Source organism: Bacillota bacterium, from assembly GCA_030019365.1.
Lineage (GTDB): Bacteria > Bacillota > Sulfobacillia > JACIYH01 > JACIYH01 > JACIYH01.
The window spans coordinates 481,649-504,658 of the sequence record JASEFA010000001.1; the positions used below are offsets into that span (position 1 = coordinate 481,649).

23 protein-coding genes and 2 pseudogenes are annotated in these 23,010 nt (G+C 67.5%); 4 read left to right on the plus strand and 21 right to left on the minus strand.

Features of this window, described 5'->3' with window-relative positions; all coding sequences use genetic code 11:
- Positions 1-17: 17 nt before the first annotated feature.
- The 5 genes from QME70_02305 to QME70_02325 all read right to left on the minus strand — a co-directional run bounded on the left by QME70_02305 (position 18) and on the right by QME70_02325 (position 3,907).
- Positions 18-980, minus strand: a complete 963-nt coding sequence (locus tag QME70_02305) for a pilus assembly protein TadG-related protein (protein ID MDI6893445.1) — start codon at positions 978-980, stop codon at positions 18-20.
- A gap of 56 nt (positions 981-1,036) precedes the next feature.
- Complete coding sequence (locus tag QME70_02310) at positions 1,037-1,447, minus strand: TadE/TadG family type IV pilus assembly protein (GenBank protein MDI6893446.1); 411 nt, start codon at positions 1,445-1,447, stop codon at positions 1,037-1,039.
- 109 nt (positions 1,448-1,556) lie between these two features.
- A complete protein-coding gene (locus QME70_02315; GenBank protein MDI6893447.1) occupies positions 1,557-1,754 on the minus strand; it encodes a Flp family type IVb pilin in 198 nt (65 codons plus the stop codon).
- Between the two features lie 148 nt (positions 1,755-1,902).
- Positions 1,903-2,556, minus strand: coding sequence for a response regulator transcription factor (locus QME70_02320; protein MDI6893448.1), 654 nt, complete (start codon positions 2,554-2,556; stop codon positions 1,903-1,905).
- Positions 2,557-2,671: 115 nt separating this feature from the next.
- Positions 2,672-3,907: a sensor histidine kinase gene (locus tag QME70_02325; protein ID MDI6893449.1), complete on the minus strand. Its 1,236-nt coding sequence runs from the start codon at positions 3,905-3,907 to the stop codon at positions 2,672-2,674.
- Here QME70_02325 and mltG point away from each other — a divergent pair.
- On the plus strand, positions 3,887-4,936 hold the full coding sequence (gene mltG, locus QME70_02330) for an endolytic transglycosylase MltG (protein MDI6893450.1): 1,050 nt from the start codon (positions 3,887-3,889) through the stop codon (positions 4,934-4,936). The two genes, QME70_02325 and mltG, sit on opposite strands and share 21 nt — an antisense overlap.
- 40 nt (positions 4,937-4,976) lie before the next feature.
- On the opposite strand, the gene QME70_02335 is transcribed toward mltG, so the two are convergent.
- The 3 genes from QME70_02335 to QME70_02345 are packed head-to-tail and all read right to left on the minus strand — an operon-like array spanning position 4,977 to position 6,457.
- Positions 4,977-5,498: a YqeG family HAD IIIA-type phosphatase gene (locus QME70_02335; protein MDI6893451.1), complete on the minus strand. Its 522-nt coding sequence runs from the start codon at positions 5,496-5,498 to the stop codon at positions 4,977-4,979.
- Between the two features lie 28 nt (positions 5,499-5,526).
- Positions 5,527-6,225 (minus strand): RNA polymerase sporulation sigma factor SigK, encoded by a 699-nt coding sequence (gene sigK, locus QME70_02340; GenBank protein ID MDI6893452.1) that lies wholly within the window; start codon positions 6,223-6,225, stop codon positions 5,527-5,529.
- Positions 6,226-6,283: 58 nt separating this feature from the next.
- Positions 6,284-6,457 (minus strand): hypothetical protein, encoded by a 174-nt coding sequence (locus QME70_02345; protein ID MDI6893453.1) that lies wholly within the window; start codon positions 6,455-6,457, stop codon positions 6,284-6,286.
- Positions 6,458-6,670: 213 nt separating this feature from the next.
- On the opposite strand from QME70_02345, the gene QME70_02350 reads away from it, so the two are divergent.
- Positions 6,671-6,877, plus strand: a complete 207-nt coding sequence (locus tag QME70_02350; GenBank protein MDI6893454.1) for a hypothetical protein — start codon at positions 6,671-6,673, stop codon at positions 6,875-6,877.
- Positions 6,878-7,109: 232 nt separating this feature from the next.
- Here QME70_02350 and QME70_02355 read toward each other — a convergent pair.
- The 3 genes and pseudogenes from QME70_02355 to QME70_02365 form a co-directional block, all read right to left on the minus strand.
- A pseudogene (locus QME70_02355) lies at positions 7,110-7,370 on the minus strand (DUF1292 domain-containing protein).
- 275 nt (positions 7,371-7,645) lie between these two features.
- Complete coding sequence (gene fbp, locus QME70_02360) at positions 7,646-8,740, minus strand: fructose-1,6-bisphosphate aldolase/phosphatase (GenBank protein MDI6893455.1); 1,095 nt, start codon at positions 8,738-8,740, stop codon at positions 7,646-7,648.
- 130 nt (positions 8,741-8,870) lie between these two features.
- Complete coding sequence (locus QME70_02365; GenBank protein MDI6893456.1) at positions 8,871-9,554, minus strand: rhomboid family intramembrane serine protease; 684 nt, start codon at positions 9,552-9,554, stop codon at positions 8,871-8,873.
- 385 nt (positions 9,555-9,939) lie between these two features.
- Between QME70_02365 and QME70_02370 the strand changes: the two genes are divergently transcribed.
- Positions 9,940-11,403, plus strand: a complete 1,464-nt coding sequence (locus tag QME70_02370; GenBank protein ID MDI6893457.1) for a DUF4910 domain-containing protein — start codon at positions 9,940-9,942, stop codon at positions 11,401-11,403.
- Positions 11,404-11,437: 34 nt separating this feature from the next.
- On the opposite strand, the gene QME70_02375 is transcribed toward QME70_02370, so the two are convergent.
- From QME70_02375 to QME70_02395, 5 genes are all read right to left on the minus strand, one after another.
- Positions 11,438-12,241 carry an S-methyl-5'-thioadenosine phosphorylase gene (locus QME70_02375; GenBank protein MDI6893458.1) on the minus strand — a complete coding sequence of 268 codons (804 nt, stop codon included), beginning with the start codon at positions 12,239-12,241 and terminating at the stop codon, positions 11,438-11,440.
- Between the two features lie 108 nt (positions 12,242-12,349).
- Positions 12,350-12,874: an adenine phosphoribosyltransferase gene (locus tag QME70_02380; GenBank protein MDI6893459.1), complete on the minus strand. Its 525-nt coding sequence runs from the start codon at positions 12,872-12,874 to the stop codon at positions 12,350-12,352.
- Between the two features lie 30 nt (positions 12,875-12,904).
- On the minus strand, positions 12,905-14,134 hold the full coding sequence (locus QME70_02385) for an adenosylhomocysteinase (GenBank protein ID MDI6893460.1): 1,230 nt from the start codon (positions 14,132-14,134) through the stop codon (positions 12,905-12,907).
- 12 nt (positions 14,135-14,146) lie between these two features.
- Positions 14,147-14,614, minus strand: a complete 468-nt coding sequence (locus QME70_02390; protein MDI6893461.1) for a small multi-drug export protein — start codon at positions 14,612-14,614, stop codon at positions 14,147-14,149.
- A 17-nt stretch (positions 14,615-14,631) separates the two neighbouring features.
- The gene (locus QME70_02395) at positions 14,632-14,901 is read right to left on the minus strand and encodes an IreB family regulatory phosphoprotein (protein MDI6893462.1); all 270 of its coding nucleotides are present in this window, start codon (positions 14,899-14,901) and stop codon (positions 14,632-14,634) included.
- A gap of 213 nt (positions 14,902-15,114) precedes the next feature.
- Between QME70_02395 and QME70_02400 the strand changes: the two genes are divergently transcribed.
- Positions 15,115-15,483, plus strand: a complete 369-nt coding sequence (locus QME70_02400) for a helix-turn-helix transcriptional regulator (GenBank protein ID MDI6893463.1) — start codon at positions 15,115-15,117, stop codon at positions 15,481-15,483.
- Between the two features lie 319 nt (positions 15,484-15,802).
- Here the strand turns inward: QME70_02400 and QME70_02405 are convergent, their stop codons facing one another.
- From QME70_02405 to QME70_02425, 5 genes and pseudogenes are all read right to left on the minus strand, one after another.
- Positions 15,803-17,305 carry a radical SAM protein gene (locus QME70_02405; GenBank protein MDI6893464.1) on the minus strand — a complete coding sequence of 501 codons (1,503 nt, stop codon included), beginning with the start codon at positions 17,303-17,305 and terminating at the stop codon, positions 15,803-15,805.
- A gap of 305 nt (positions 17,306-17,610) precedes the next feature.
- Positions 17,611-20,352, minus strand: coding sequence for a PQQ-binding-like beta-propeller repeat protein (locus QME70_02410; GenBank protein MDI6893465.1), 2,742 nt, complete (start codon positions 20,350-20,352; stop codon positions 17,611-17,613).
- A 682-nt stretch (positions 20,353-21,034) separates the two neighbouring features.
- A complete protein-coding gene (locus tag QME70_02415) occupies positions 21,035-21,565 on the minus strand; it encodes a hypothetical protein (GenBank protein ID MDI6893466.1) in 531 nt (176 codons plus the stop codon).
- 46 nt (positions 21,566-21,611) lie between these two features.
- Positions 21,612-22,559 (minus strand): hypothetical protein, encoded by a 948-nt coding sequence (locus tag QME70_02420; GenBank protein MDI6893467.1) that lies wholly within the window; start codon positions 22,557-22,559, stop codon positions 21,612-21,614.
- A gap of 151 nt (positions 22,560-22,710) precedes the next feature.
- A pseudogene (locus QME70_02425) lies at positions 22,711-22,950 on the minus strand (DJ-1/PfpI family protein).
- Between the last annotated feature and the right edge of the window lie 60 nt (positions 22,951-23,010).

Below are 23,010 nucleotides of genomic sequence, written 5' to 3' on the forward strand. Positions count from 1 at the left end.
CACCGCCCCCCGATCGTTCACCTCGTCAGCTTTACCCCCAGGGCGCGCCAAGAGGCCGCCCCCTCCCATGCCCCCAGCTCCCCCGCCGTTGCCCGGCGCAGGAAGCGCCCGTATACCCACGACTCCGACCCCTCGCCGGTGTAGTCCTCAAGAAAGAAGTAGGCGAAACCAACCACGGTGACTTCGTCCCGGCCGTGCACTCCCGAGAAGTCGACCACCGGCAGAAGCAGCAGGCGCGGAGAGTTGGGAGCATAGTCCGTAAACGTCTCTCCGGGGCGGGCCCGAGCCAGCCGCTCCTCGATGGCCCAGCCTGTGGGACCGGACATGTTGCCAGGCTCGGTTTCCAGCCGGTCCCCCACCCGCACCATCTGCTGCCAGCCTTCGGCCAGCCTCTGCTCGTAATTGCGCGCCCCCCGGCCTCCCAGGGCCAGGGCATGGAAGTTTCCGTGCTCTCCGCTCCCTCCCGCCAGCTTGAGGGCGTACCGTTCCCCCACCACGAAATCCTCCTCACCCACGCCCAAAGGCACCACCCCCCGGGCGCCGCCCAGGGGGGCCACGGACGCCTCCGCCCGCGCTCCCACCGGCATATGCTCCACCGACCATATGCGTGCAAAGGTGGTGCCCGGATCGGCGGCAGCGGTCACCCGTATCACGCTGGGCGGCTCACCCGGAGCCGGGGCCTCTCCCCGTGCTTCGCTGGCGGTCATTACGTCCACCTCTACCTGCCCGGGATCAAGGCCGTGACGGGAGGCATATGCGTGCGCCACCTGCTCGGCTGCCACCGGATCCCCCGGGAGTTCCGCTACCCCGCCCAGAGCAGCGGCATCGACCGCGTCCTGAAGCTCCATGCGAGCCAGGTAGCCCCGCCCCGCATCCAGAGCCAGCGCCGCGACCCCCATCAGGCAGGCACCCATTAACGCCGCCATGACGAGGACGTAGCCTTTCTCGTCGCGCACGGTCTCACCTCGCTCCCTCAGCACCTGCAGGCCCTCACTCCCGCCAACCCCCGCCACCAGGTACCCGCCGAGCAGCGCCGTCACTCGATGCGCATGTAGACCCGCCTTTCGACCAGGACGGTGGACCCCAGGATGGGTTGGAAGAGACCGATCAGAGGCCGGTAGGCGAAGCGCACGATGACCTCCAGTGTGTCCCCCGTGGACCGGGACGAAGCCGGGGGCGATATCACCACTTCCAGCCGGGCCGGGTCGAGGCCCGGGCACGAAGCCACCACGCGGTCTGCTATAGCCTGATCCTCCGCACCGGTAGCGCCCAGCCGGGCGCCCTCGCGGGCACCGTGTTCCACCGTCAGGTACACATTGAGCAGCATGCCGAACTCCAGGATGCCCAGGAGCAGCACCAGCAGGACGGGCAGGGCCAGGGCCAACTCCACCAGCGCCTGGCCCCGCTCGCCCGCTCCTGCACCGTGTCCTCTCACTCGCGCTCTCACCGGCTCTCCCCCCGGCCGCTTACCCCGGCGACCCTCCCGCACCGGCTCCACCCTGAAGAAAACGGGTCCCACCTGTTCGGCGGGACCCGACGGGGCGGGGCTTCCTTTCTTAGGGGCCAGGCAACTGGAGCTTGTCCTTGATCCCGGTGAAGAGGTCGCTCAGCCTGACACCCAGTGCACCTAGTGCCACGATCACACCAACTGCGATGAGGGCGATGATGAGACCATACTCGACCAGCGACTGACCGTTTTCGTCCCGGCACCGCGCCCGCAACCAGGTGATGAGGTAGTTGAGCGGGTTCAGCATTTGTGGACCCTCCTTTCCGTGCCGATTTCCCCTGCGGTTCCCTGCCGAGTCTCCGGGAACAAAATAGCAGGCCCGCAGCCTGCCCAGCATGAGTCCATCAGCCTCATTTTTCGTCCGGGACCTTTGGCCCCGGTGAGGGCCGGGGGTCCTACCGGGAAGCGTCCCGCGCCCTGATCCAGCCCTTCTGGTAACACAGGGCCAGCATCTCCGAGCGGCCTTTGACCCCCAGCTTGCTGTAGATGTTACTCAGGTGGTTTTTCACCGTTTTCGGTGCTACGTAAAGCCTCCGGGCCACGTCGGCACTGCTGAATCCTTGCGCGATCAAGCCCACGATTTCCCACTCGCGGGCCGACAGGCCCCCGGGCCCCTGCCGTTCCTGCGGCCGGCAGGGGATACGGGCCAGCTTCTGCGCCAAAGGGGAATGGATGAACAGCTGGCCGCGGGCGGCCGCCCGGATGGCGTCCACCAGGACAGGAGGATCCGCTTCTTTCAGCACGTAGCCGTTGACGCCAGCGCGCAAGGCTTCCTGCAGATACTGAGTCTCATCGTGGATGGTAAGCAGGACGATGCCCAGGTCGGGGCGGGTCTGACGGATAGAGCGGGCCACCTCGATACCGTTCAGGCCGGGCATGCTGATGTCCAGCACCACCACCCCGGAGGGCATCTCGGCCGCCTTCTCCACCGCATCCCTCCCGTCAGAGGCCTCGGCCACCACCCGGAAGGACGGTTCCAGCTCCAGTACCGCCCGGAGCCCCTGGCGAACCAGAGGATGATCATCGGCTACCAGCACCGCCACTTCCATGCGCCGCCCTCCCTTCCCTCGAACGCTCAGCGCCCTGCTGCGCCTGTCGCCATTCACGCAGGCCGCAGGGGGTGGCAGCGCCTGCAGGTGCCCCGCATGGCCTCATGCGACCTCTCTACTCCGGAGGAAGGGGGATCTCCGCCCCGACCTGGGTGCCCCGGCCCGGCCGGGACTTGATCCACCACTTCCCTCCCAGGAACTGCACCCTTTCCTTCATCCCGGCCAGCCCGAAGGTGTCGGGCGGCAGGGTGGCAGGGTCGAATCCTTTACCCCGGTCATAGACCACCAGGCGCACGCGGTCCCGGTTGGTGTGGAGGGCTACCGCTGCTCTGTCTGCACCTGCGTGCTTCCAGACGTTGTTGAGGGCTTCCTGAAGCACGCGAAAGAGGGCGATTTCCACCGCGGGAGGAAAGCGCCTGTCGGAGCCGCGTACTTCCAGCCTCACCTCCACCCCCGTTCGCTGCTGCCAGCCTCCCAGCCAGGAACGCATGGCGGGTACCAGGCCCAACTCATCCAGGCTCATGGGGCGCAGGTCGAAGATCATGCGCCGCAGGTCGAACAGGCAGGCACCAAGCAGCTCCTTCAGGTCCCCCAACTCGCGCCCTGCCCGTCCCGGGTCCTCCTCCAGGAACCGCCCGCAGACCTCCGACCGCATCATGGCCGCCGCCATGGTCTGGGCGGGCCCATCGTGGATGTCGCGGGCCAGCCGCCGCCTCTCGTCTTCCTGAGCCTTGAGCAGGCTGAGACCCAGCCGGAATCTCTCCTGCCACGAGCCCACCTGGGCGGTGAGGTCGCGCAGGTTGCCGGACAGGTAGCCCAGCACCACCCCCACCTGGGCCACCAGTTCCTCCGCCCGCCTGACCGCCTGCTCCAGTCCCCGGAAGCGGCGCTCCAGCTCTTCCCGGCGGCGCCGCAGCTCCCTTTCCCTGTCCTGAGCGGTCAGGAGTTGAGCACGGGTCTCTACCGCCCTCTGATAGGCGGCCTGCACCGCATCCTCGCCGTAAGCGGCCAGGTTCGCGCTCACCTGCATGAGCGCGACGCGGGCCGCCCGCTCCTGCTGCTCGAACTGGTCCACCAGGGCGATCTGGACGGTCACCTGCTTGCGAACCTCTTCCAGCTCTCCCTTAACTTTATCGTACTCGGACCGGGCCGACTCAGCGATGGCGTATATCTGCGCCCTGCTGCGATCGATGGCGGAGATGGTCTCCTGGATGATCCTCTCCAGGGCCTGCAACTGCCGGGTACCCAACTCTTCCGGGCGGAAGTCGGGGGAGGGAGACGAGGGCACAGTGCCGAAATCGGGAACAGGAGGATTCTTCTGCTGGGCACCTTGCTCGGACGATCCCTTCACCGGCTGCGCCACCTCCGTCCTGGCCCCGGGCGCGGTCCCCTTCTCATCCTGACCGCGTGTCTGGCACTGGTCGCGTGCATCGGGGCCTCCGTGGCATGGGCGTCACGCCCCGTTGACCCTGCGTCCCGCGCCGACGTGCGGGTGGTCATCCCGCCGGGTTCTCCCGTAGAAAGTATCGGGCAAATCCTGTACCGGGCAGGGCTGATCCGCCATCCCCTCGCCTTCCGCGCCCTGGTCGAGTGGATGGGCGTACCCACCCGGCTGCACGCGGGAGAGTACGATTTCACCCCCGCCATGGGCCTGCGGGAAATCATCCGCCGCCTGGTGAGGGGCGAGGTGGCCACCTATCCCTTTACCATCCCTGAAGGCTTTACGGTGGAGCAGATAGCCGATCTGCTTGCCCGGCAGGGTCTGGCCGACCGGGAGAAGTTCCTCGATGCCGCCCGTCGTCTGGAGCTGGCGCCGCACTCGCCTCCTGAGCCGGGGCGGGTGCGCTATCCCCTGGAAGGTTATCTGTTCCCCGATACCTACCGGGTGCCCCGGGGGACCGCCGAATCCGAGCTGATTTCCCTTATGGTGCAACGCTTCCGCGAGATCTGGGACCGGGAACTGGCCGACAAGGCCAGGGCGCAGGGGTTGTCCGTGCACGAGGTGGTCACCCTGGCTTCCATCGTGGAGAAGGAAACGGGGGTGCCGGAAGAGCGCCCCCTGGTGGCGGGAGTGTTCTGGAATCGCCTGCGACGGGGCATGCTCCTGCAGGCCGACCCCACCGTCCTCTACGCCCTGCGCAGGACGGGAGGCCTGCTGCGGCGCGACCTGCAGGTGGACTCCCCTTACAACACCTACGTGCATCCGGGACTGCCCCCCGGACCCATCGCCAACCCGGGAAAGGCGGCCCTGCAGGCCGTGCTGGAACCGGCGGCCACCGACTACCTCTACTTCGTGGCACGGGGCGACGGCACCCACCAGTTCTCCCGCACCCTGAGAGAGCACCTGGAAGCGGTCAGGCGCTATCGCACCGCCCGCTAACCTGGCCCCCCCCACCGGACCGATCAGCCCGGGGTGTCTCTCAGCGGGACGGGCCGCCCGGAGGGACTACCCCCAGGGCACGGAGGATGAGGTGCTCCGGGTGGCGGATTAGACGAGTCCAGAAGAACTCCCGGGCCGCCAGCGGGGTCACGAGTACGGTGAGAAGCCCCAGGCGGTTGCCCCCCAGGACGTCGGTGAACAGCTGGTCTCCCACCATGGCCGTTTGGGCGGGTGCGGTACCCATGATCTGCATGGCCCTCCGGAAAGCCCGCCGTCGCGGCTTGCCGGCATTGGAGATGCCGGGTATCCCGAGCAGGCCGGCAATCTCCTTCACCCTGGCCGCCCGGGCGTTGGCGGAGAGGCAGAGCTGAAAACCCCGCTCCCGGGTCCGTCCGACCCAGGCCAGCAACCGCCCGCTCACCTGGCCGCATCCCCAGGGCACCAGGGTGTTGTCCAGGTCCAGGATCACGCCCCGGATGCCGCGCTGCCAGAGGTCTTCCAGGTCCAGATCGTAGATGCTCGAAACGGTCAGCCGCGGACGCAGGTACTCCAGGAATGCCATGGTAGCGACATTATATCACGTCACGGCCCTAAACACCCTGGATGAGGGAATTCATGGTCTGGATGGCCCGCTTCTCAATGCGGCTCACGTAGGACCGGGAAATCCCCAGCTGACGGGCGATGTCCCTCTGCGTGTGCTGTATCCCATCCCTCAAGCCGTACCTCCGCTCCAGAACCTCGCGCTCCTTGCGGGGCAAGGCCTCCAGCCACTGGCGCACCCGGCCACGCTGCCAGAGCGAGTCAACCAGGTCGGGGATGGCCTCGTCGTCGGTGGTCAGCACCTCCATGAGGGTGACCTCGTTGCCCTCCCGGTCCACCCCGATGGGGTCGTGGAGGGAAACCTCCTTTCTTTTCTTCTTCCGGGCGCGCAGGTGCATGAGGATTTCGTTCTCCACGCACTTGGCCGCGTATGTCGCCAGCTTGGTTCCCCGCGCGGGGTCGTATGTGTCGATGGCCTTCATCAGACCCAGGTTCCCCACCGAAATCAGGTCCTCTATGTCTTCCCCGGTGCTCTCGAACTTCTTTACGATGTGGGCGACCAGGCGCAGGTTGTGCTCGATGAGCTTGTTGCGGGCCAACCTGTCGCCGGCCTTCGCGGCCTGCAGGTACCTGGCTTCTTCCGGGGGAGTGAGCGGCCGGGGGAAGGATCCGTTCCCCAGGTATCCGCCCCACAGCCCCAAACAACGCAAAATGGCGGCAAAGAGACCCGCCAGCATGCCAGTGTCCATGCGGACACCCCCAACCCCAGCGTCATAGTCCATCCATATGCCGCCGGAGGGTCGGGTGTTACTCGATCGGCCGGCTCAGCGTCCTCAGCACACCCGTCTCCACGACTGCCACGGGCAGGCCCTTGATCCGCCGGGGCAGCAGGCGACGCGTCTGGGTGAAGAGCTCATCCTCGACGAGAACCACCAGGCAGTCCTCACCCCGGGCATTCTTGCCCGCACCGATTCCAGCCACCCCAGGCCTCGAGAGCAGCCTGCGGCCGCGGCGCCGGACCAGGGATGAACACCTGGAATCCTGCCCGGACATAGGCTCTCCCCCGCTCCTGACTACTATATGATACGCTGCTGCCCCCTTTGGTGCCAGACCCAAAAAACGACACGGTTCGTGCCTCCCGCCCCCGTATAATCAGGGACGTGGCCCGAGATAGGCGGAAGGGGGAAGCACCCGGTGAGCAGGGCGGCAGAAAACGTGCCCGGACAGTTCGTGGGAAAGGTTACTGTGGAAGCAGGAGGTTTCCTTCCGCTTACCCCGCAGGTGCTCAGTCTCCTGGGCATAAAGAGCGGCGACTACGTGTACCTCAAGGCGGAAAGCGACCGGCTGGAGTTGCGCAAGCTGCGCCTGAGGGCCAACCCCCCTGGGCGCCGTCTGGAATAGACCTTCTGACATCGCGCCCGGAATGCCCCCGGGACGGCCCCCGGAACCACGAAATAGCGGCTCCGATACGGAGCCGCTTCTCATCTGATCCGAGAGGGAACGGCTACTTCTTGCCCCTGCCCCTTTCCGCGTCCTCCTCTTCCTCCTCTTCTTCCTCCTCTTCTTCTTCCTCTTCTTCCAGATCTTCGTCTTCCTCTTCCAGGTCCTCGTCCTCGTCGAAGTCCTCGTCCAGATCCTCTTCGTCCTCTATGAGAGCCTCCCAGGCGTCGGCTACCTTTTCCCACTCTTCATCGTCTTCAATATCTACGAGGACGTCCTCACCTTTATCATCCGTGTCGATACGCAGGATCACGGCGTCGCCCTCGTCTTCTTCTTCGCTTTCTTCGTCCACGGGCAGGAGGATGGCGTAGTCTTTGCCCTCGACCTCGATGACGTCGACGATGGCGAACTCGTGCTCTTTACCCTCTTCATCGGTGAGAACGACCGTATCCATGTCCTCATCTTTCGGCACGGGGCATCACCTCGTTCCCCCAAGATGTGCTCATTTTACCTGAGCGCTGGAAGGCTGTCAACGCTCGGCCACGCCGCGGTCCGGTGGCTCAGCCCGATCCGGGGGCGCGCGCAGCGCCGCACCCCGCTATATAAGGGTGCCCGCCCGCCCGCCTTTTAACCGCGGCGCCGCCCCCATGCTCCGGATACACAGCGGACACCGTGGGGAACAGGAGCCCCGGGGCCGCAGACCGGGAGAGCTGGGGGAACGAAACGATGCTACCCGACGGGAAGGAAGCGATTCGCCAGGCGCCTCATCACCTGAGGCATGGTGGTGTACTCCATCTGCTCCAGGTGGAGCCGGTGGGGTTCGAAGGGCCCGTGCTGCCGCATGTAATCGGCGATCTCGAGAGCCAGCTGCCGCGCGCGGTCGAAGGCGGGGTCGGCGAACAGGTCCTGGGGACCCACCAGTTGCCCCTCCGCCACCTGGAACCCCAGAGCCACCACCCGGGGAGGGCCGTCGAAGCGCGTGGGAGTGGCCTGGGCCACGCCGCAGGGCATGAGCGGTCCCACGTGGGAGCCGCGCATCCACCCCGCCACCAGGTGAGGCCAGGCGAAGGGTTCCAGCACCTCGCCCAGGGCCGGCATCCCGCTCTGGCAGCGCACCACGCACACGGGGTCATCCTTACCCACGTACCGGCCCGCCATCAGGCTGAGCCGCTGGGTGCTCACGGCTGCCGCCACCTCGCCGGTCTCTTTGCTGACTATGTGATTCAGGCAAAAGCGCGAGGGGGCCCCGATGAAGATGAGGAGGTCGTATAGCTCCTCGGGGAGGTTGAAGGTTACCACTGCCTTCTCCCGCACATCCATCACTTCAAACCGGAAGCCGGCGTGCATCTTGGGATCGATGACCAGACCGCTGGTGTTGAAGGGATCGGCGAATATCCGGTAGAGGGGGAGGTTGAAGGCCCCGGGCTCGGTCTTGTCGGCCATGAACACCACGATGGGCTCCGACGGGCGTTCTTCGAACTCCATCTCCGCCACGCCCGGCCCCATGCCCCGCACATTCCCCGCAAAGGCATCGCTGAGAAGGTCCTGACCCGCCCCGTACAGCTTCAGCTTCTTAGCCACCTCCGTGCAGGCCACGAAGGTGTTCCAGGATAGCTCATGGATGGGCGGGCTGTCCACCCCCTGCCGGTGGGTCATGATGAGGGCCAGGTCATCACCCACCGAAGACACCCGGAAGTCCACGAGCAACCCCCCGGCCGCTCCCAGGCATTCCTCTGCCCGCTCCTTCAGCGCCGGGTGTACCGAAGAATGACCCACGAACCCCCCCACGTCAGCCTTGATCACGCTCACCGTCACTCTGTCCACGCTCTTTCCTCCCTTGGCAATATGTCTTTCGCCGGCGACGGCAGGCCGTCGCGCGCGACTCCCCCGAGAACTATCCGTCCCATGAGGGGCCGCTCCGTCGCCGGTGGCGGAGCAGGATCCTCCCATCCGCCTAGCGATACAGGGCACGCCTGTCGCTCGCAAACACCCCCACCAGTACCAACCCCGCCAGGAATCCCCCGATGTGAGCCCACCAGGCTATCTGCCGGCCGCTGGGAACGCCCAGCGCCGCCACCCCGTTGGCAAGCTGCAGCAGGAACCATCCCAGCAGGAAGAGGACGGCCGGCACCTGGACCACCGTGAGGAATATCCCCAGCGGGACCAGGGTGGCCACCCGCGCTCCGGGAAAGCTGACCAGATACGCACCCAGCACCCCGGCGATGGCGCCGCTGGCCCCGATGGCGGGAACGCGCACGCCAGGGTCGGCCAGGATATACGCCCCGTTGCCGATCACCCCCACCAGCAGGTAGAACAGCAGGAAGCGCCCGTGCCCCATCCTGTCCTCCACGTTGTCCCCGAAGATCCACAGGTATAGCATGTTGCCGGCAAGGTGCATCCATCCTCCGTGCAGGAAGATGGACGTCACCAGCGGCACGAGCAGCTGCCACCGGTAGGCCAGCACATCTTCCAGCGGGAAGTAGCGGGCGGGCACCACCCCCCAGTAGTGCACCACCCCCCAGAGCTTCTGCGCCGGCAGGGACCACTCGTAGAGGAACACCAGGACACTGGTCGCCACCAGGAGCCGGGTTACCACCGGGTAGCGCCGGGAAGGTATGTCGTCGTGCAGCGGGATCAAACCGGGGCCTCCTCGCGCGCAGGCAAACGGCGTGCGCCACCTATTTCTCGGCCACCTGCAGGATTTCCTGCCCCCCCGCGGGAAATACCTCGGGTGGCCTGGGGGATGATCGCCGGCCCGACGAAGGGAGAGATACCGGTGTTCCATGGCATCCTGAATGGACTGGCGGGAGAAGTCTCGGGGGCCCGTGCCCTGGACACAGTGACAGAAATCACCAGGCACCACCGCATCCAGGCCAGCCCCGGCTTCCGGCATGCGGCCCGCGCCCTTGCCCCCCGCCTGGAGCGGGCACCTGGCCGACGCCCTCCAGTACACCTCTTTCTGGTGGGCGCCCGGGGACAGGCCTATCTGGGGATTCGTCCTTTCTCCGCGGGCAGGGGACGCGTTGAGAAAGCTGCTCAGGGAGGCGGGCCCGGAAGGCCTGCCCGTTCATGCCCGGGTGGCGGCTCGCTTCTACGCAGGGAGCATGGACGTACTGTCCGCGGTGCTGCCGGGCACCTCATCAGAGGAAATCCTGGTGATTGCGCACCTGTGCCACCCTCAGCCTTCCGCCAACGACAACGCCTCCGGGGCAGCGGCGGCGGTGGAGGCCCTGGTGAGCCTGGCGTCCCTGATCGAACGGGGCAGCCTGCCCCGCCCCCGGCGGGGAATCCGCCTGCTGCTGGTGCCGGAGATCAACGGCACTACCTGCTACCTGGCCTCCCAGCCCGGGGCGGCAGCACGAACCGTGGCGGCGGTCAATCTGGACATGGTGGGCGAACGCCAGGACCTGTGCGGCAGCGTCCTACAGGTGGAGTCGGGACCCCTGGCCACCCCCTCTTTCGCTTCCGACCTGCTGTCCCTGATCATGGCCGAGGCCCTCACGGAAGGGACCAACTGGGGTGGTACCGCCCGGCTACCCATGTTGCGCTGGACAGAAACACCTTTTTCGGGCGGGTCTGACCACTACCTGCTGGGCGACCCCACCGTGGGCATCCCCTGCCCCATGATCATCCAGTGGCCCGACAGGTTCTACCACACCTCCGCCGATACCCTCGACAAGGTCGACCCCGAAGCGCTGCGCCGGGTGGCGGTGGCCACGGGAACATACGCCATGTTCCTGGCGAACGCGGGCCTGCCGGAAGCGTGCTGGCTGGGGACAGAGATGACCGCCCGCTTCGCCCCCACCCTGCACGCCGCGGTGCGCGACAGCGTGCTGCGAAGCGAGGAAACCGGCGGGCAGGCCGGGGCGGCAGCTGGAGTCGCAGGGCGCATCGCCTTCCGGCTCGACCGCCGGCTCGCCGATCTGGCCTCATTGCACAGACTGCTCGCCCCGGAGGAAGGCGAGTCGTTCCGGAAAGTGGAGGCGTCTCTCGCAGAAGAGTGCCGGCGGGTGGCGCAGCAGGAGGAGCGCCGCATCACCATACTGAGGAGCACCACTCATCCCGCCCCAACACCGACCGCCGCCCCCGCGGGCAGGAAAGGCCGGGAAGACGGGCCACCTACCCCGCAGGGCGGGGAACCACACGGGCCCGGCGCGGCAGGCGACGGAGACCCGGAGGCGCGACGCCTGATCCCCCGGCGTCTCCTTCCCGGGCCGGTGGACCGCCGGGATGTGTTTGCCTCCCTGCCGGCATCCGAAGCTCTCGAGTTCTTCCTTTTCCGGCGGGAGCACAAGAAAGGCGCCGATTTGCTGGAAACCCGCCTCCTCTACTGGAGCGACGGGAAACGGACCCTGGCCGAGGTGGAGCGGCTGGTGGAACTGGAAACCGGCGTGCGCGATACCCCATACGCCCTCGGCTATCTCCGGCTCCTCGAGCGCGCGGGCTTCCTGGAGTTGCGACCTTCAGCTGCGACAGGTTGCCATTGAAGAGGGACGCACCCGGGAATCGACGGGCCCGGAGCTAGGAGGTCAGGCGGGCCTGGCGCGAGATCTCCTCGCACTGGCATCCCCGCTGGCGGGGCAGGTGGCTTACGATCTCCACCAGCAGGGTGCGGAGCCGCTCGTTGTTCTGGGAGAAGACCCGCAGGACCTCTTCGTGGGTGACGGGCCTGATGTCGGTCCGGCCTTCCAGCCCCACGTCGTAGTCGGTGATGAGGGATATGTTGAGGTAGCACATGCCCAGCTCCCGCGCCAGCACCACCTCGGGATACTGGGTCATGTTGATCACTTCCCAGCCCAGCTGGGAGAACCACCGGCTTTCCGCCCGCGTCGAGAAACGGGGGCCCTGGATCACCACCACCGTACCCTGGCGGTGCCCGGGAAGGCCCAGGGCCTGCATGCGCTCCCACGCCACCTGCCGCATTTCGGGGCAATAGGGATCGGCAGTGGAAATGTGGGCGACGGCCGGTCCATCGAAAAACGTATCATTGCGCCCGCGGGTGCGATCCACGAACTGGTCGCACAGGACGAATTCGCCCGGCCGGACGGGCGGCTGCAAGCTCCCCGCCGCACAGGGGCCGATGATACGGGTGACCCCCAGCTCCTTCATGGCCCACAGGTTGGCGCGATAGTTGATGGCATGGGGCGGGTACTGGTGGTGCTTGCCGTGACGGGGCAGAAAGGCCACCTCCCTGCCCGCTATTTCGGCCAGAGCGACCCGATCACTGGGAGCACCATAGGGAGTATCGACGGTGACCTCCCGTACCCCCTCCAGGAACTGATAGAAACCGGACCCCCCGAAGATGCCGATCTCGGCCTCGGCCATGAACTCATCCTCCTCCTGCGCCCGTACCCCGGGCGCACCGGGCCTTCCGGCCGACGCCCGCCCCCTGGCCCGCCGGCCCCATGTGATGAAGGACCAGGCGGGCGCCCGTCAGTCGAACTTGATGAGGGACCAAACGGGGTACCCGGCCAGCTTCTCGCGACCGCGCAAAGGTGATAGCTCGATCAGGAAGCAGAAGCCTGCCACCCGGCCTCCTTCCCTTTCCACCAGCGTGCGCACGGCGCTGGCGGTACCGCCGGTGGCGAGCAGGTCGTCCACGATGAGCACCCGCTGGCCCGGTTCCACCGCGTCGGCATGCATTTCCACCGCCGCCGTGCCGTATTCCAACTGGTATTCCTCCCGCTCCTTGGCCCAGGGCAGCTTCCCTGGCTTGCGTACGGGCACGAAACCCACTCCCAAGCGCTCGGCCACCGGCGCCCCCACGATGAACCCCCGCGATTCCACACCCGCCACCAGGTCCACCGGCACCCCCCGCCAGTGCTCGGCCAGTAGATCCAGGGCATGGCGGAAGGCGGCCGGCTCGCGCAGGAGTGGTGTGATGTCACGGAACAGGATCCCGGGCACGGGGAAGTCGGGGATGCTTCTGATCAGGCCCGCCAGACGTTCCACATCCATCGTATCTCTCCCCTCCCTGGCACCTCCGGGCTACACCGTGCCCGTCTCCCACTGCTCCAGGTAATGTTTCTGCTCCTCGGTGAGCTGCCCGAGGGCGATGCCCATGGCCTCCAGCTTCATCCGGGCCACCTGCTCGTCTATCTCGTCCGGGACCCGGTATACTGCCGGAGCAAGACCGGGCCGGGTGGACAGCCAAGCCACGGTGAGGGCCTGGTCCGCGAAACTCATGTCCATCACCTCCGCGGGGTGCCCCTCCGCCCCGGCCAGGTTCACCAGGCGCCCCTCGCAGAGGAGGTACAGGCGCCTGCCATCGGGCAGGGCGTACTCGTCCACGTTCTCCCGGGCCCGGCGCTTCCGACCCATGCTCTCCAGGGCCCCGATGTCGATCTCCACGTTGAAGTGCCCGGCGTTCGCCAGGATGGCGCCGTCCTTCATCGCGCGCATGTGCTCTCCCGAGACGGCTTTCAGGTTGCCCGTCACAGTGATGAAAAGGTCTCCCCGCGGGGCCGCCTCGTCCATGGAGACCACCGGGAAGCCCTCCATGGCCGCCTCCAGCGCTCGCAGGGCGTTCACCTCCACCACGAGCACCCGGGCCCCCATGCCCCGCGCCCGCGCCGCTACCCCCCGCCCGCACCAGCCGTATCCCACCACCACCACGGTGCTTCCCGCCAGCAGGATGTTGGTGGTCCGTAGGACCCCGTCCAGGGCCGATTGTCCGGTTCCGTACCGGTTGTCAAACAGGTACTTCGTGCGGGCGTCGTTAACGGCCACTATCGGGTAGCGCAACTGCCCGTCACGGGCCAGCGCGCGCAACCTGGTGACCCCGGTGGTGGTCTCTTCCGTCCCCCCCCACACGTCCGCCAGCAACTCCTGACGCTCCTGGTGGATCATGGCAACCAGGTCTGCCCCGTCGTCCATGGTGAGGTGGGGACGGGTGTCCAGCACTTCCCGGATGTGAGCGTAATACTCCTCCCGGCTCGCCCCCCGCCGGGCGTGCACGGCGATGCCCCGCTCGATCAGGGCAGCCACCACATCGTCTTGCGTGCTCAGGGGGTTGGAGGCACACAGAGCCACCTGTGCCCCCCCTGCCTGCAGGGTGAGCGCAAGGTTCGCCGTCTCTGTGGTGACGTGCAAACACGCCCCCATGCGCACGCCCTCGAGAGGCTTCTCAGTCTCCCAGCGACGCCTGATCTCGCCAAGTACCGGCATGCGCCGAGCGGCCCACCCGATGCGTTCCTCTCCCTCTCCTGCCAGGCTCAACCGGCACTCCCCCTATCCCCGCCCTATCGTCACCGCCGCTGCCCCCGCTCCCGCCACCAGCAACCCGGCGGCCACGACCCCCAGGGTGATGGCACCCAGGGCCGGGACGGGTCTTATTCCCAGAAAGCTGGCTGCTACCGCACCCGTCCAGGCCCCCGTGCCCGGCAGGGGAGCGGCCACGAACGCGGCCAGCCCGAGGAGCCCCCAGCGCCTGACCCGGGCCGCCAGGCGGGACGAACCCCGCTCCCCCCAGCCCTTGAGGCGACTGTGCAGCCACGGCTGCCGCTCCAACCAGTTGAGGCCGGTCCGGGTGCCCCACAGCAGGGCAGGGACCGGAAGCAAATTGCCTAGCACAGACCACATCCAGGCCTGCCAGGGGGCAAGCCCCAGCGCCAGCCCCAGCGGGATGGCGCCTCTCAGCTCCACCACCGGGGTGGCAGCAGTGGTCACCACCGCCAGCACCCGGTCCACCATGTCCATCCCCCGCCCCCGCCTTCCTAAGCCTTGCCTTCTGCAGCGGCGACGTACGCCCTCACCAGCTCTTCCAGAAGCTCGTGCCGTTCCACCTGTCGTACCAGGTTGCGGGCATCCCTGTAGCTGGTGATGTAGGCTGGTTCTCCCGAGAGCAAGTATCCCACGATCTGCTGCACGGGATCGTGAGTTCCTTTTTCCTGCAGGGCACTGTACACCCTGAGCAGGACCTCCCTCGGGTTGAGCTGCTTTTCGCCCTGGGGACGGAACACACGGGTGTCGCCTTCTCCTAGCACGGCCACTCCTCCCCTGCCGGGATGCAACAACTATGTTTTCGCCGCCCGCAGCCCCACTCCTCTCCCAGCGCCCACCAGTCACAGAACCCGTCCGGGGCCACCGGCTGCGGAACGTGTCGAAACGGCACTCCATTTTGTACATCCGGGCGACAGGAATTCCCCTACCAAGGGATAAGTATCCAGAGATAGAAGGGAGGTGACCGCTTGGAATCGATGGGAGAGCGGCTACGCCGCCTTCGGGTGAGCCGGGGTATGAGTCTCGACGAGGTAGCACAGGCCGTGGGGTGCCATTACTCCACCATAAGCGCCTACGAGCGGGGTACCCGCAATCCCAGCCAATCGACCCTGGCCAGGCTCGCCCAGCTGTACCAGGTCTCGGTGCCGTTCCTGGTCTGCGACGGCACCGACCTGGCGGGGATGCTCCCACCCGAAATGAGGGAGCTGTTCCACGTCGCCCGCGAGCGAACAGACGTTGCCCAGCTGGCGCTCCGGGCGGCTCAATGTCGGCGCGAGGTGGTATACCACATCGATGGGCTCCTGTCCTTCCTGCAGAGCGCGGCCAACCCCCTGTCGGGCGAGTAACCTTCCTGTCAGCAGGTGCATTCCCCAGCGCGAACCATCAGGTGCCCAAGATGCAATCGTCCACCACGAGCCCCACCAGCGAAAGTGCTGGAAATACATATCGGGGGCGGGCTCCGGGCGCGGCAACCAGCCGCGCCCGGTCTTTGTGCGCCCGGCATAGGCGCTGACTTGGGGGTGGAGGCCCCCCCTGGTTGGGCGAGGCAGGACGAGCCCGCGACGGGCGGAGGATGGGGGAATGCTTCCCGATCTGGTGCCTGACCTCCAGGCTGGTGTAAACGGGGCTGATGGGGGTGACGATGCCTCCCAGACTGAGCACCGGTCAGGCGCTGTGCTTGAGGGTGCGGAACAGGCGGTACAGGGGGGGCAGGTAGAGTTGCAGCCCGTAGCGCATGCGCCCCAGCAGGTGGCGGGTGGCATCCGCCCAGCGTACCAGGGCCCGCGTGGGCAGGTGCCGCCAGAGCAGCGCCCGCTCTACGATGCAGCCTGGTACGCTGTCGGGGCCGAAGAGACGGTACAGGCGCACCAGGGGGCGGAAGAAGAGGTGCAGGAGCAGTACGTCCTGCCTGGGCAGACCGGGCTGGTCCAGGAAGGTGCGGGCACGGTAGTCGAGGGGCGGGCGCACGTAGCCCTCCCGCACCGAGACTTCGTACAGGTCGGTGCCCGGATAGGGCGAGAAGACGCTCACCACCACTGCCGAGGGGCGGGCGCGGGCGTTCAACCTGGCGGTGGCCAGGACGCTGCCGCGGTCTTCCCCGGGGAGACCTACCATGTTGTAGGCGACCGTGTTCATCCCCAGTTCGTGGCAGGTGCGGAACGCTTCCACCATACGTTCGTCGCTCACCGGCCTGCCCAGCACCACCCGGCGGATCTGGGGATCCCCCGACTCGATGCCCATGTATACGGTGCGGCACCCGGCCGCCGCCAGCAGGGAAGCCCGGGCGCGGTCCACGAGGTCCGGCCGCTGGTTGCACGCAAAAGGAAGGCCGATTTCACGACGGTAGAGGTCGCAGAACTCCTCCAGCCAGTCCCGGCGCAGGCCGAATACGTTGTCCAGGAAGCGGATTTCCCTGGTCCCCGGGGACCAGGCGAGGAGCTTGCGCAGGTACGCCATGGCGCCGGCGGGGCTGCGGAAGCGGGGGTAGCGGTGGGCGTTGGGGTAGACGTCCCGCTGCCGGTGGTTAGAACAATACCCGCAGCGGAAGGGACAGCCCCGCGACACCATGGCGATGGCGGCGCGGGCGCGGGTGGCCAGCAGACGCGAGTGGTTGAAAAGCCCGAACTCGGGCAGCGGCAGGAGGTCGAGACCCTCCACCAGGGGCCGCACGGGGTTGCGCACGATGCCCGAGGGGGTGCGGAACCACATGCTGCCTACCCGAGTGGGATCGGTACCGCCTGCCAGGGCGTCGGCCAGTTCCACCATCGCCTTGTCCCCCTCTCCCAGGCAGACCGCATCCACCCCCGGAACCTCTATGCATTCCCCGGGAGCCAGGGTGGGGTGGTAACCACCCCAGACCACCGGGGCCCGCGACACTTCCTTCACCCAGGCTGTGTACTGGGCGCAATAGGACAGGGCACTAGAACGCACGGTAAGGCCCACCAGGGCGGGGTCGTGCCGCCCCACGGCTCCCAGGAACTCCTCCCTGGACGGGGGACGGGTCAGGTGAAGCAGGGCCACGCGGTGCCCGGCGTGTTGCAGCGAGGCGGCCATGGCCGCCAGGCCCTCCGCGTACCAGCCCCCCTCCTCGACCTGGTACCGCCCCGGCCGCAGGGCCACCTCCGTCACCGTGAAGTCCGGATAGACCAGAAGGACTTCAATACCCATAGGATCTACCTCTCCCCGGGAATCCTGTCCCCACTTTACAAGAGACGGACCTGGCCCCCTAACCGTTGCAACGGCGACAGGGTTCACACGCCGACTCGGGATTGCAGCCCCCAGGGGGATGCCCATGCGCACCTTGTCCCAGACCACCCGCAGCACACTGACCCGAGGGACACGCCGTACGCGCCCGAGAGCACCCCGCCCAGCCCGCGGAACAGATACGGGGTGCTGATACGGGGTGCTGAGCACGCCGCGCACGAGCCTGCCCGCCGAAGACAGGGCTACGACGTAGCGGGCGCGCCTCGGGTTCAGGGTCCCTCCGCCAGCCGGCTCAGGATGGTTGCCACCTCCGCCCGCGTGGCGGGGGCCAAGGGTCGAAAAACGTACTTCTTCCCTTGAGGGACTCCCCTTACCAGGCCCTGCTCCTCCACGGCAGCGATGCAGTCCCGCGCCCAGCTGCCCGCCACATCGGCGAACCGGCTGGTGAAGCCGGGGGACGGGGTAGTGGCACCGCGTACCCGGGCCAGCATGGCCGCCAGTTCCGCCCGGGAAACGGGGTCATCGGGACGAAACCTCACCGTACCGTCCCCCACCGGCTCGCCCTGTACGAGTCCCCGCTGCTCCAGGGCCAGGATATGCTCCCCTGCCCAGTGTTCCCCCACGTCGGCAAAGCGGGTGGCGAACCCCTCTGCAGGGGCGGTCGCCACCAGGTAACGCGCCAGCACGGTCGCCATCTCTGCCCGGGTGATGGGAGCCGTGGGACGGAAGGTGCCATCCCCGTACCCCTGCATGAGACCCAGCCGCGCCATCCCGGCCACCCTTTCCCGCGCCCAATGCCGGGACATGTCGGCGAAGGGAACCTCCGGGGACGGGAGCGGCGAAGGGGCCACCTGCAGGGCATACAGGTAGCCATCCATCGAGGGCACGAGCACGTACCCGGGCCCAGCCGTCACCCGGCCGGCAAGCAGCCGAAAGTCCAGGCGGTAGCGCCATGCCTCCTGCCCGGTCCAGCCGTTGCAGGCCACCACCTCTCCCCACAATCCGCCCAGGATGGCGTCCCCACCGTATGGCACTGCGGGTGAGTCGTACACGGTGACATCCGTGGGCAGCTCCCACCACACCTCGCCGCTCAGGGGGTGCAGGGCGGTCACCCTGCCCCCGGCGGTGTTGACCAGTAGGCCCAGGTTCTGCGCCACGGGATAGGACAGTCCCCCGGGGACGGTGCTCTGCCACACGACCTCACCGGTGGCGGCATCGAGGGCGTGCACCCCCACACGGCCGGCATGCGGGTCGGCGGGGGTGGTCACGTATACTTTGTCCAGGTAGTACAGCGGGGCACCCCCGATGGGCGCGTAGTACACCTGCCGGGCCAGGTTACGCTTCCACACCAGTCGCCCGGTGGCGGCATCGAGGGCGTAGACGTGTCCGTCCCATGAACCGAAGTACACCATGCGGCGCCCCCAGGTTGCGACGGCGCGGATGAGACCCCCAGTGGGGAAGCGCCACCTCTCCGAGCCCGTAGACGCATCCAGGGCGCGGAATACACCTTCTCCATCCCCGAAGTACACGGTGCCTGCGGCATAGAGGGGCGAGGCCACCACCGGTCCCCGCCCGGAGAACCGCCACTTCATCTTGCCGGTGGCGGCATCCACAGCCGTAAGCCGGCCATCGGTGGAGCCGAAGTAGACGGTGTCGCCGGCCAGGCAGGGCGCGGAGAGGATGGGACCGCTCGTCCACACCTGCCACCTGAGCCTGCCGTCGGTTAACCCGACGCAGCGCAGAGCCCCGTCGTTGGAGCCGAAGTACACTACGCCCCGAGCGCCGTTGACGACGGGGGTGGACTGGACACCCCCGCCGGTGCGGTACCGCCAGGCCAGCGACACCGACGCCGGTGGGGGCTCCAGGAGGACGCGCACCTCCCTGGTCCACACCTCCTCGCCCACGGTCGCACGCACGGCGAGGTCGTGGAATCCCGGCGGCAGCCCATCGATGGAGACGGTGGTCACACGCAGGGCCTGCCCGGGATCGCCCAGAGGAAGCCAGGGACCCCCACCCACCCGGTATTCCACCCCCGCCTCGGACGGAGATACCTGAACCCGGAGAGGCAAATCACTCTTCCACCGGGAACCGGCTTTGGGGCCCACCACCTTCAACTCAACAACCGGGACACCCTCGGCGGGGCTGATGGGCACGGCGGCAGACAGGGCAGATTCCTCGTCCACCGTCCTGGCCCATACGGTGAGGGCTCCCTCGGCCACGCGGACGATGGCGTACCCGCCCTCCATGGCCGCTTTGGTCATGAAGAAGGGGATGCCGTTCCGTCGCCAGGAGGCGTGGATGTGCCCGTGCCCGGTGAACACGGCCACCACCCGGTATCCCTCGACCGCCTCCAGGAAATCCTGTTCGTTGTCCAGGAAACGCTGACCCGGATAGCCCACGGGATGGTGAATGAAGACCACGACGGGCGCTTCCTTGCCCCAGGCGGCCAGCCGGCCTCGCAGCCAGTCCAGCATCAGCGGCTCGAAGTGTCCGTGGGTCTGGTTGGTCACCGAGGTGTCCAGCACCACGAAGTGGATGCCCCCGTGAGAGAAGTCATAGTAGCTGCGGCCGTAACGGTTTACGAAGTTGCCCTTGCCGGCGTCCAGCCACCTGCTCTCGTGGTTTCCAAGGGCTGAGTACACGCGCAAGCCCAGGCGCGCCAGGGTGGCGTCGTAGGCATCGTACTGGTCCCGGCCGCCCAGCTCGGTCAGGTCGCCCCCCACCACCACAAAGGCCGGCCTCTCGGGCCGGGCCGCGATCTCGCTCACCACCCGGGGCGTGAACCGGTTGCCCGCTCCCGAACCCAGATGGGGATCGGTCATGTGGATGAAGGTGAACGCCCCCGGCTGCTGGCTCTCGCCCTGCGCCCGCGCATCGGGCCAGCCCCACCCTGTCCCGGGCCGTGCCGGCCACCAGGCTGCCGCGAGAAGAAAGACGAGCAACACCAGCCACGACCGGCGGAGCAAGCCCCGTCCCTGCCGCAGCTTCCTGCGGTCCCAACGTTGCAGCACGGGTCAGACCTCCCTGTCCATTACCCGCCCTCCTATACAGACGCACCACACGCTCCCAGGTTGCAGCGCTAGCGGTGGCGAGTTGCGCCCGCCGGTCTGCCGCGTGTGCCTCGGCCGGCCCCAAGGTACCGTCAGACGCCTACTCACGGAGGCGAGGCGGGCCGTAGGCAAGTGGATTGAAGAGAACGGATGATGTGAGATGTGGTGGAGTGGACAAGGACACGGGCCGCACCGACCTGCGCCTGGCCCAGGCGTCCCTCACCGACCCGCCCGCCCTCACCCTGCCCGGCAGCAAAGATGCCCCTCAAGCCCCCTACCTCACCATCCTGGCCCAAGACGACGTCGAGGTCACAAAGGGCATCAAGGGCCGCCACGTCCTGGCGCGCTACGCACCACCCGGCGTCCCTGCCCGCGAAGTGCGCTACCTGCTGTGGCAGGACTCCCAGAACCTGTTCCTCCTGGAAGGCACCGTCTCCAGGCGGGGGCACCGTGGCAGACCTGCTGGGCCCGCGGGCAGTGTTCCTCTGCGCGGGCGTCCTGTGCCTCGCATGTGCCGCGGCGTCTCTACCCATATTGCGTGCACGCGAAGCACACCGCTTAGATCAGAGATAGACCCCGACGCTTCGAGGCCGGGGACGACAAGGTTGCATAGCGCTACCACACCATCTGACGTCGTTAGGAGTCAAGGCGTTGCGCGACCGGGCAGTTCGCCCTCCGGCCCTATCAAGCGTACGAACCAGACGAGCGGGACTACCAACGCAATACCGCCTAGGGCACCCTGCAAGAACCATGTCGCCCAGGCAAGGACAGGCCTGGTGGCCAGGAACATCCCCACGGCGGCACCGGGCCACGGAGCCCGATCGGGCGGGAAAGCGTATAACGGCCAGATCAGCAAACCCAGGCCCCAGTTGACCACGTCTGAGCCTACCGCGCCGGGGAACAGGAGAAGGCCGATGGGGTGAAACTCGCTTGACCGCATGAACCGGTCAACGGCGCTGTACGGCCTGCGGGCGGCGAGATCCGCGAAGAGCAGGGCCGCCCGTGAGGCATGCCAACCGAACTCGCCTCCGGCCGTGAACGCCGCCCCCAGCAGGCCGAACAACACACCCGTTATCAGTGCCCTGCGCAGCCACCTGGCGGACCTGAGCGCCGCTATCAGGCCACCCACCAGGACGGCGCTCGCCGCCACCCCCCACCAGACCAACGGCGCCACCCTGTGCATCCTCCCGCACAACCGCCGCTCCCCTCACCCGAGGTGATCATGGGAGCTGGGCCTGTTCTACCAAACGTTGCCTCTTGCGGCGGACATCCTCCGTCATTGCGGCGGTGCGGCGCAGCTCCTCTTCCAGCCTTCGCTGCATCGATGCCACCGCCGCTCGCTGCTCTTCGGTCCGGCTTCTTGCCTCGCTGATCCTGGACTGAACCACCCAGTCGACGATGAGCCCGTCGAAGAAGTAGTCGGCGAAAGTGAGGAAACCGCCGACGCCGACGCCGAGATCGACCCGGCCTCCCACGTCCGCCATTTCCCTCTGCAGCCGGCTCAATGACTGCTGGGCGAGAGCGGCCTTGCCCCGCGCGTCATCGATGCGGGAATGCTTGATGGCCGTCGCGAGCAGGCCTCCGCCCACTATGTCCCAGATGCCCCAGCTGGCGGCGCTACCCAGGGCGGCGAGCAGATCGTCCAGGGAAGCCAGGGCCTCCCGGGCTGCTGCCAGCGCCTCTTCCAGCTCCTTTGCCGAGCTTGAGAGCCGGCCTTCTTCCTCCGCCAGTTCCAGGAGAGCCGCGGCCGCTTCGCCCCCTCCACTCTTGAGCGCCTCTTCTTTCTGCCGGAGCAGCCGCAGGTACTCTTCCTCGGCCTGCCCCAGAGAGGCCAGCCGTTCCCGCAGGGCTGCGACCTCCTCTTCGAGGGCCTCTACCTGCCCCCGGCCCGCTTCGTACTTCAACTGGGCGGCTGCCAATTCCTGTCTTTCCCGGTCCAGCTTCTGCTCCCTCGTCCCCAAAAGGCCGGAAAGGAGGGCGGTGGGGCCGAGGCCCTGCAGCCCCTGCACATCCTGCTCTTCTTTGGCGAGCACCAGTTCCAGTTCGCGGCACCTCTCCCGGCACCGGGCCAGATCATCCCGGGCGGCCTGCAGCTTGCCCTGCAACCGGGCCGCCAGGTCCCGGCGTTCCCGCGCGCTCTCCAGTTCAGCCTCCAGAGTACGATCCATGCGCCTATCTCCTTTCCCGGTTTCAGAGCCGAGGATGTGCCGCGCGTGGCGATGCCCCGAGACGTACGGTCATCAGCCGGCGCTGCAGCAGGGCAGCCGTAGGGTAAGGCAGGCCAGGTGGCCCGGCAGCCGGCCGGTCAGGAGAGGGCGCCTCGATGATGGCCTTGCAGAAGGCGGGCAGGTCCGCGGGGGTGCGCGACGTGACGAGCTTGCCGTCCACCACCACTTCCTGGTCCACGTAGGTGGCGCCTGCGTTGACGACGTCGTCCCGGATGGCCGCCACGCACGTGACCGTGCGCCCGCGCAGGATACCCGCCGACACCAGCACGTGCCCGGCGTGGCAGATGCCCGCCACCACCTTGCCTAGCTCCCTCATGCGGCGTACAGGGTCCTCGAAGTCCTTCTCCACCAGCACCGCCACTCTGCGGCCGGGAATCTCGCCGCACATCCC

What these genes read in the sequence shown, in the direction of transcription:
- QME70_02320 (MDI6893448.1), bottom strand. Translation starts at nt 2,556, where the DNA reads ATGGAAGTGGCGGTGCTGGTAGCCGATGATCATCCTCTGGTTCGCCAG.
- QME70_02390 (MDI6893461.1), bottom strand. Translation starts at nt 14,614, where the DNA reads ATGGACATGGTGGACCGGGTGCTGGCGGTGGTGACCACTGCTGCCACC.
- QME70_02405 (MDI6893464.1), bottom strand. Translation starts at nt 17,305, where the DNA reads ATGGGTATTGAAGTCCTTCTGGTCTATCCGGACTTCACGGTGACGGAG.
- QME70_02375 (MDI6893458.1), bottom strand. Translation starts at nt 12,241, where the DNA reads ATGGCCGAGGCCGAGATCGGCATCTTCGGGGGGTCCGGTTTCTATCAG.
- QME70_02400 (MDI6893463.1), top strand. Translation starts at nt 15,115, where the DNA reads ATGGGAGAGCGGCTACGCCGCCTTCGGGTGAGCCGGGGTATGAGTCTC.
- QME70_02315 (MDI6893447.1), bottom strand. Translation starts at nt 1,754, where the DNA reads ATGCTGAACCCGCTCAACTACCTCATCACCTGGTTGCGGGCGCGGTGC.
- QME70_02380 (MDI6893459.1), bottom strand. Translation starts at nt 12,874, where the DNA reads ATGGATGTGGAACGTCTGGCGGGCCTGATCAGAAGCATCCCCGACTTC.
- sigK (MDI6893452.1), bottom strand. Translation starts at nt 6,225, where the DNA reads ATGGACACTGGCATGCTGGCGGGTCTCTTTGCCGCCATTTTGCGTTGT.
- QME70_02420 (MDI6893467.1), bottom strand. Translation starts at nt 22,559, where the DNA reads ATGGATCGTACTCTGGAGGCTGAACTGGAGAGCGCGCGGGAACGCCGG.
- QME70_02335 (MDI6893451.1), bottom strand. Translation starts at nt 5,498, where the DNA reads ATGGCATTCCTGGAGTACCTGCGTCCGCGGCTGACCGTTTCGAGCATC.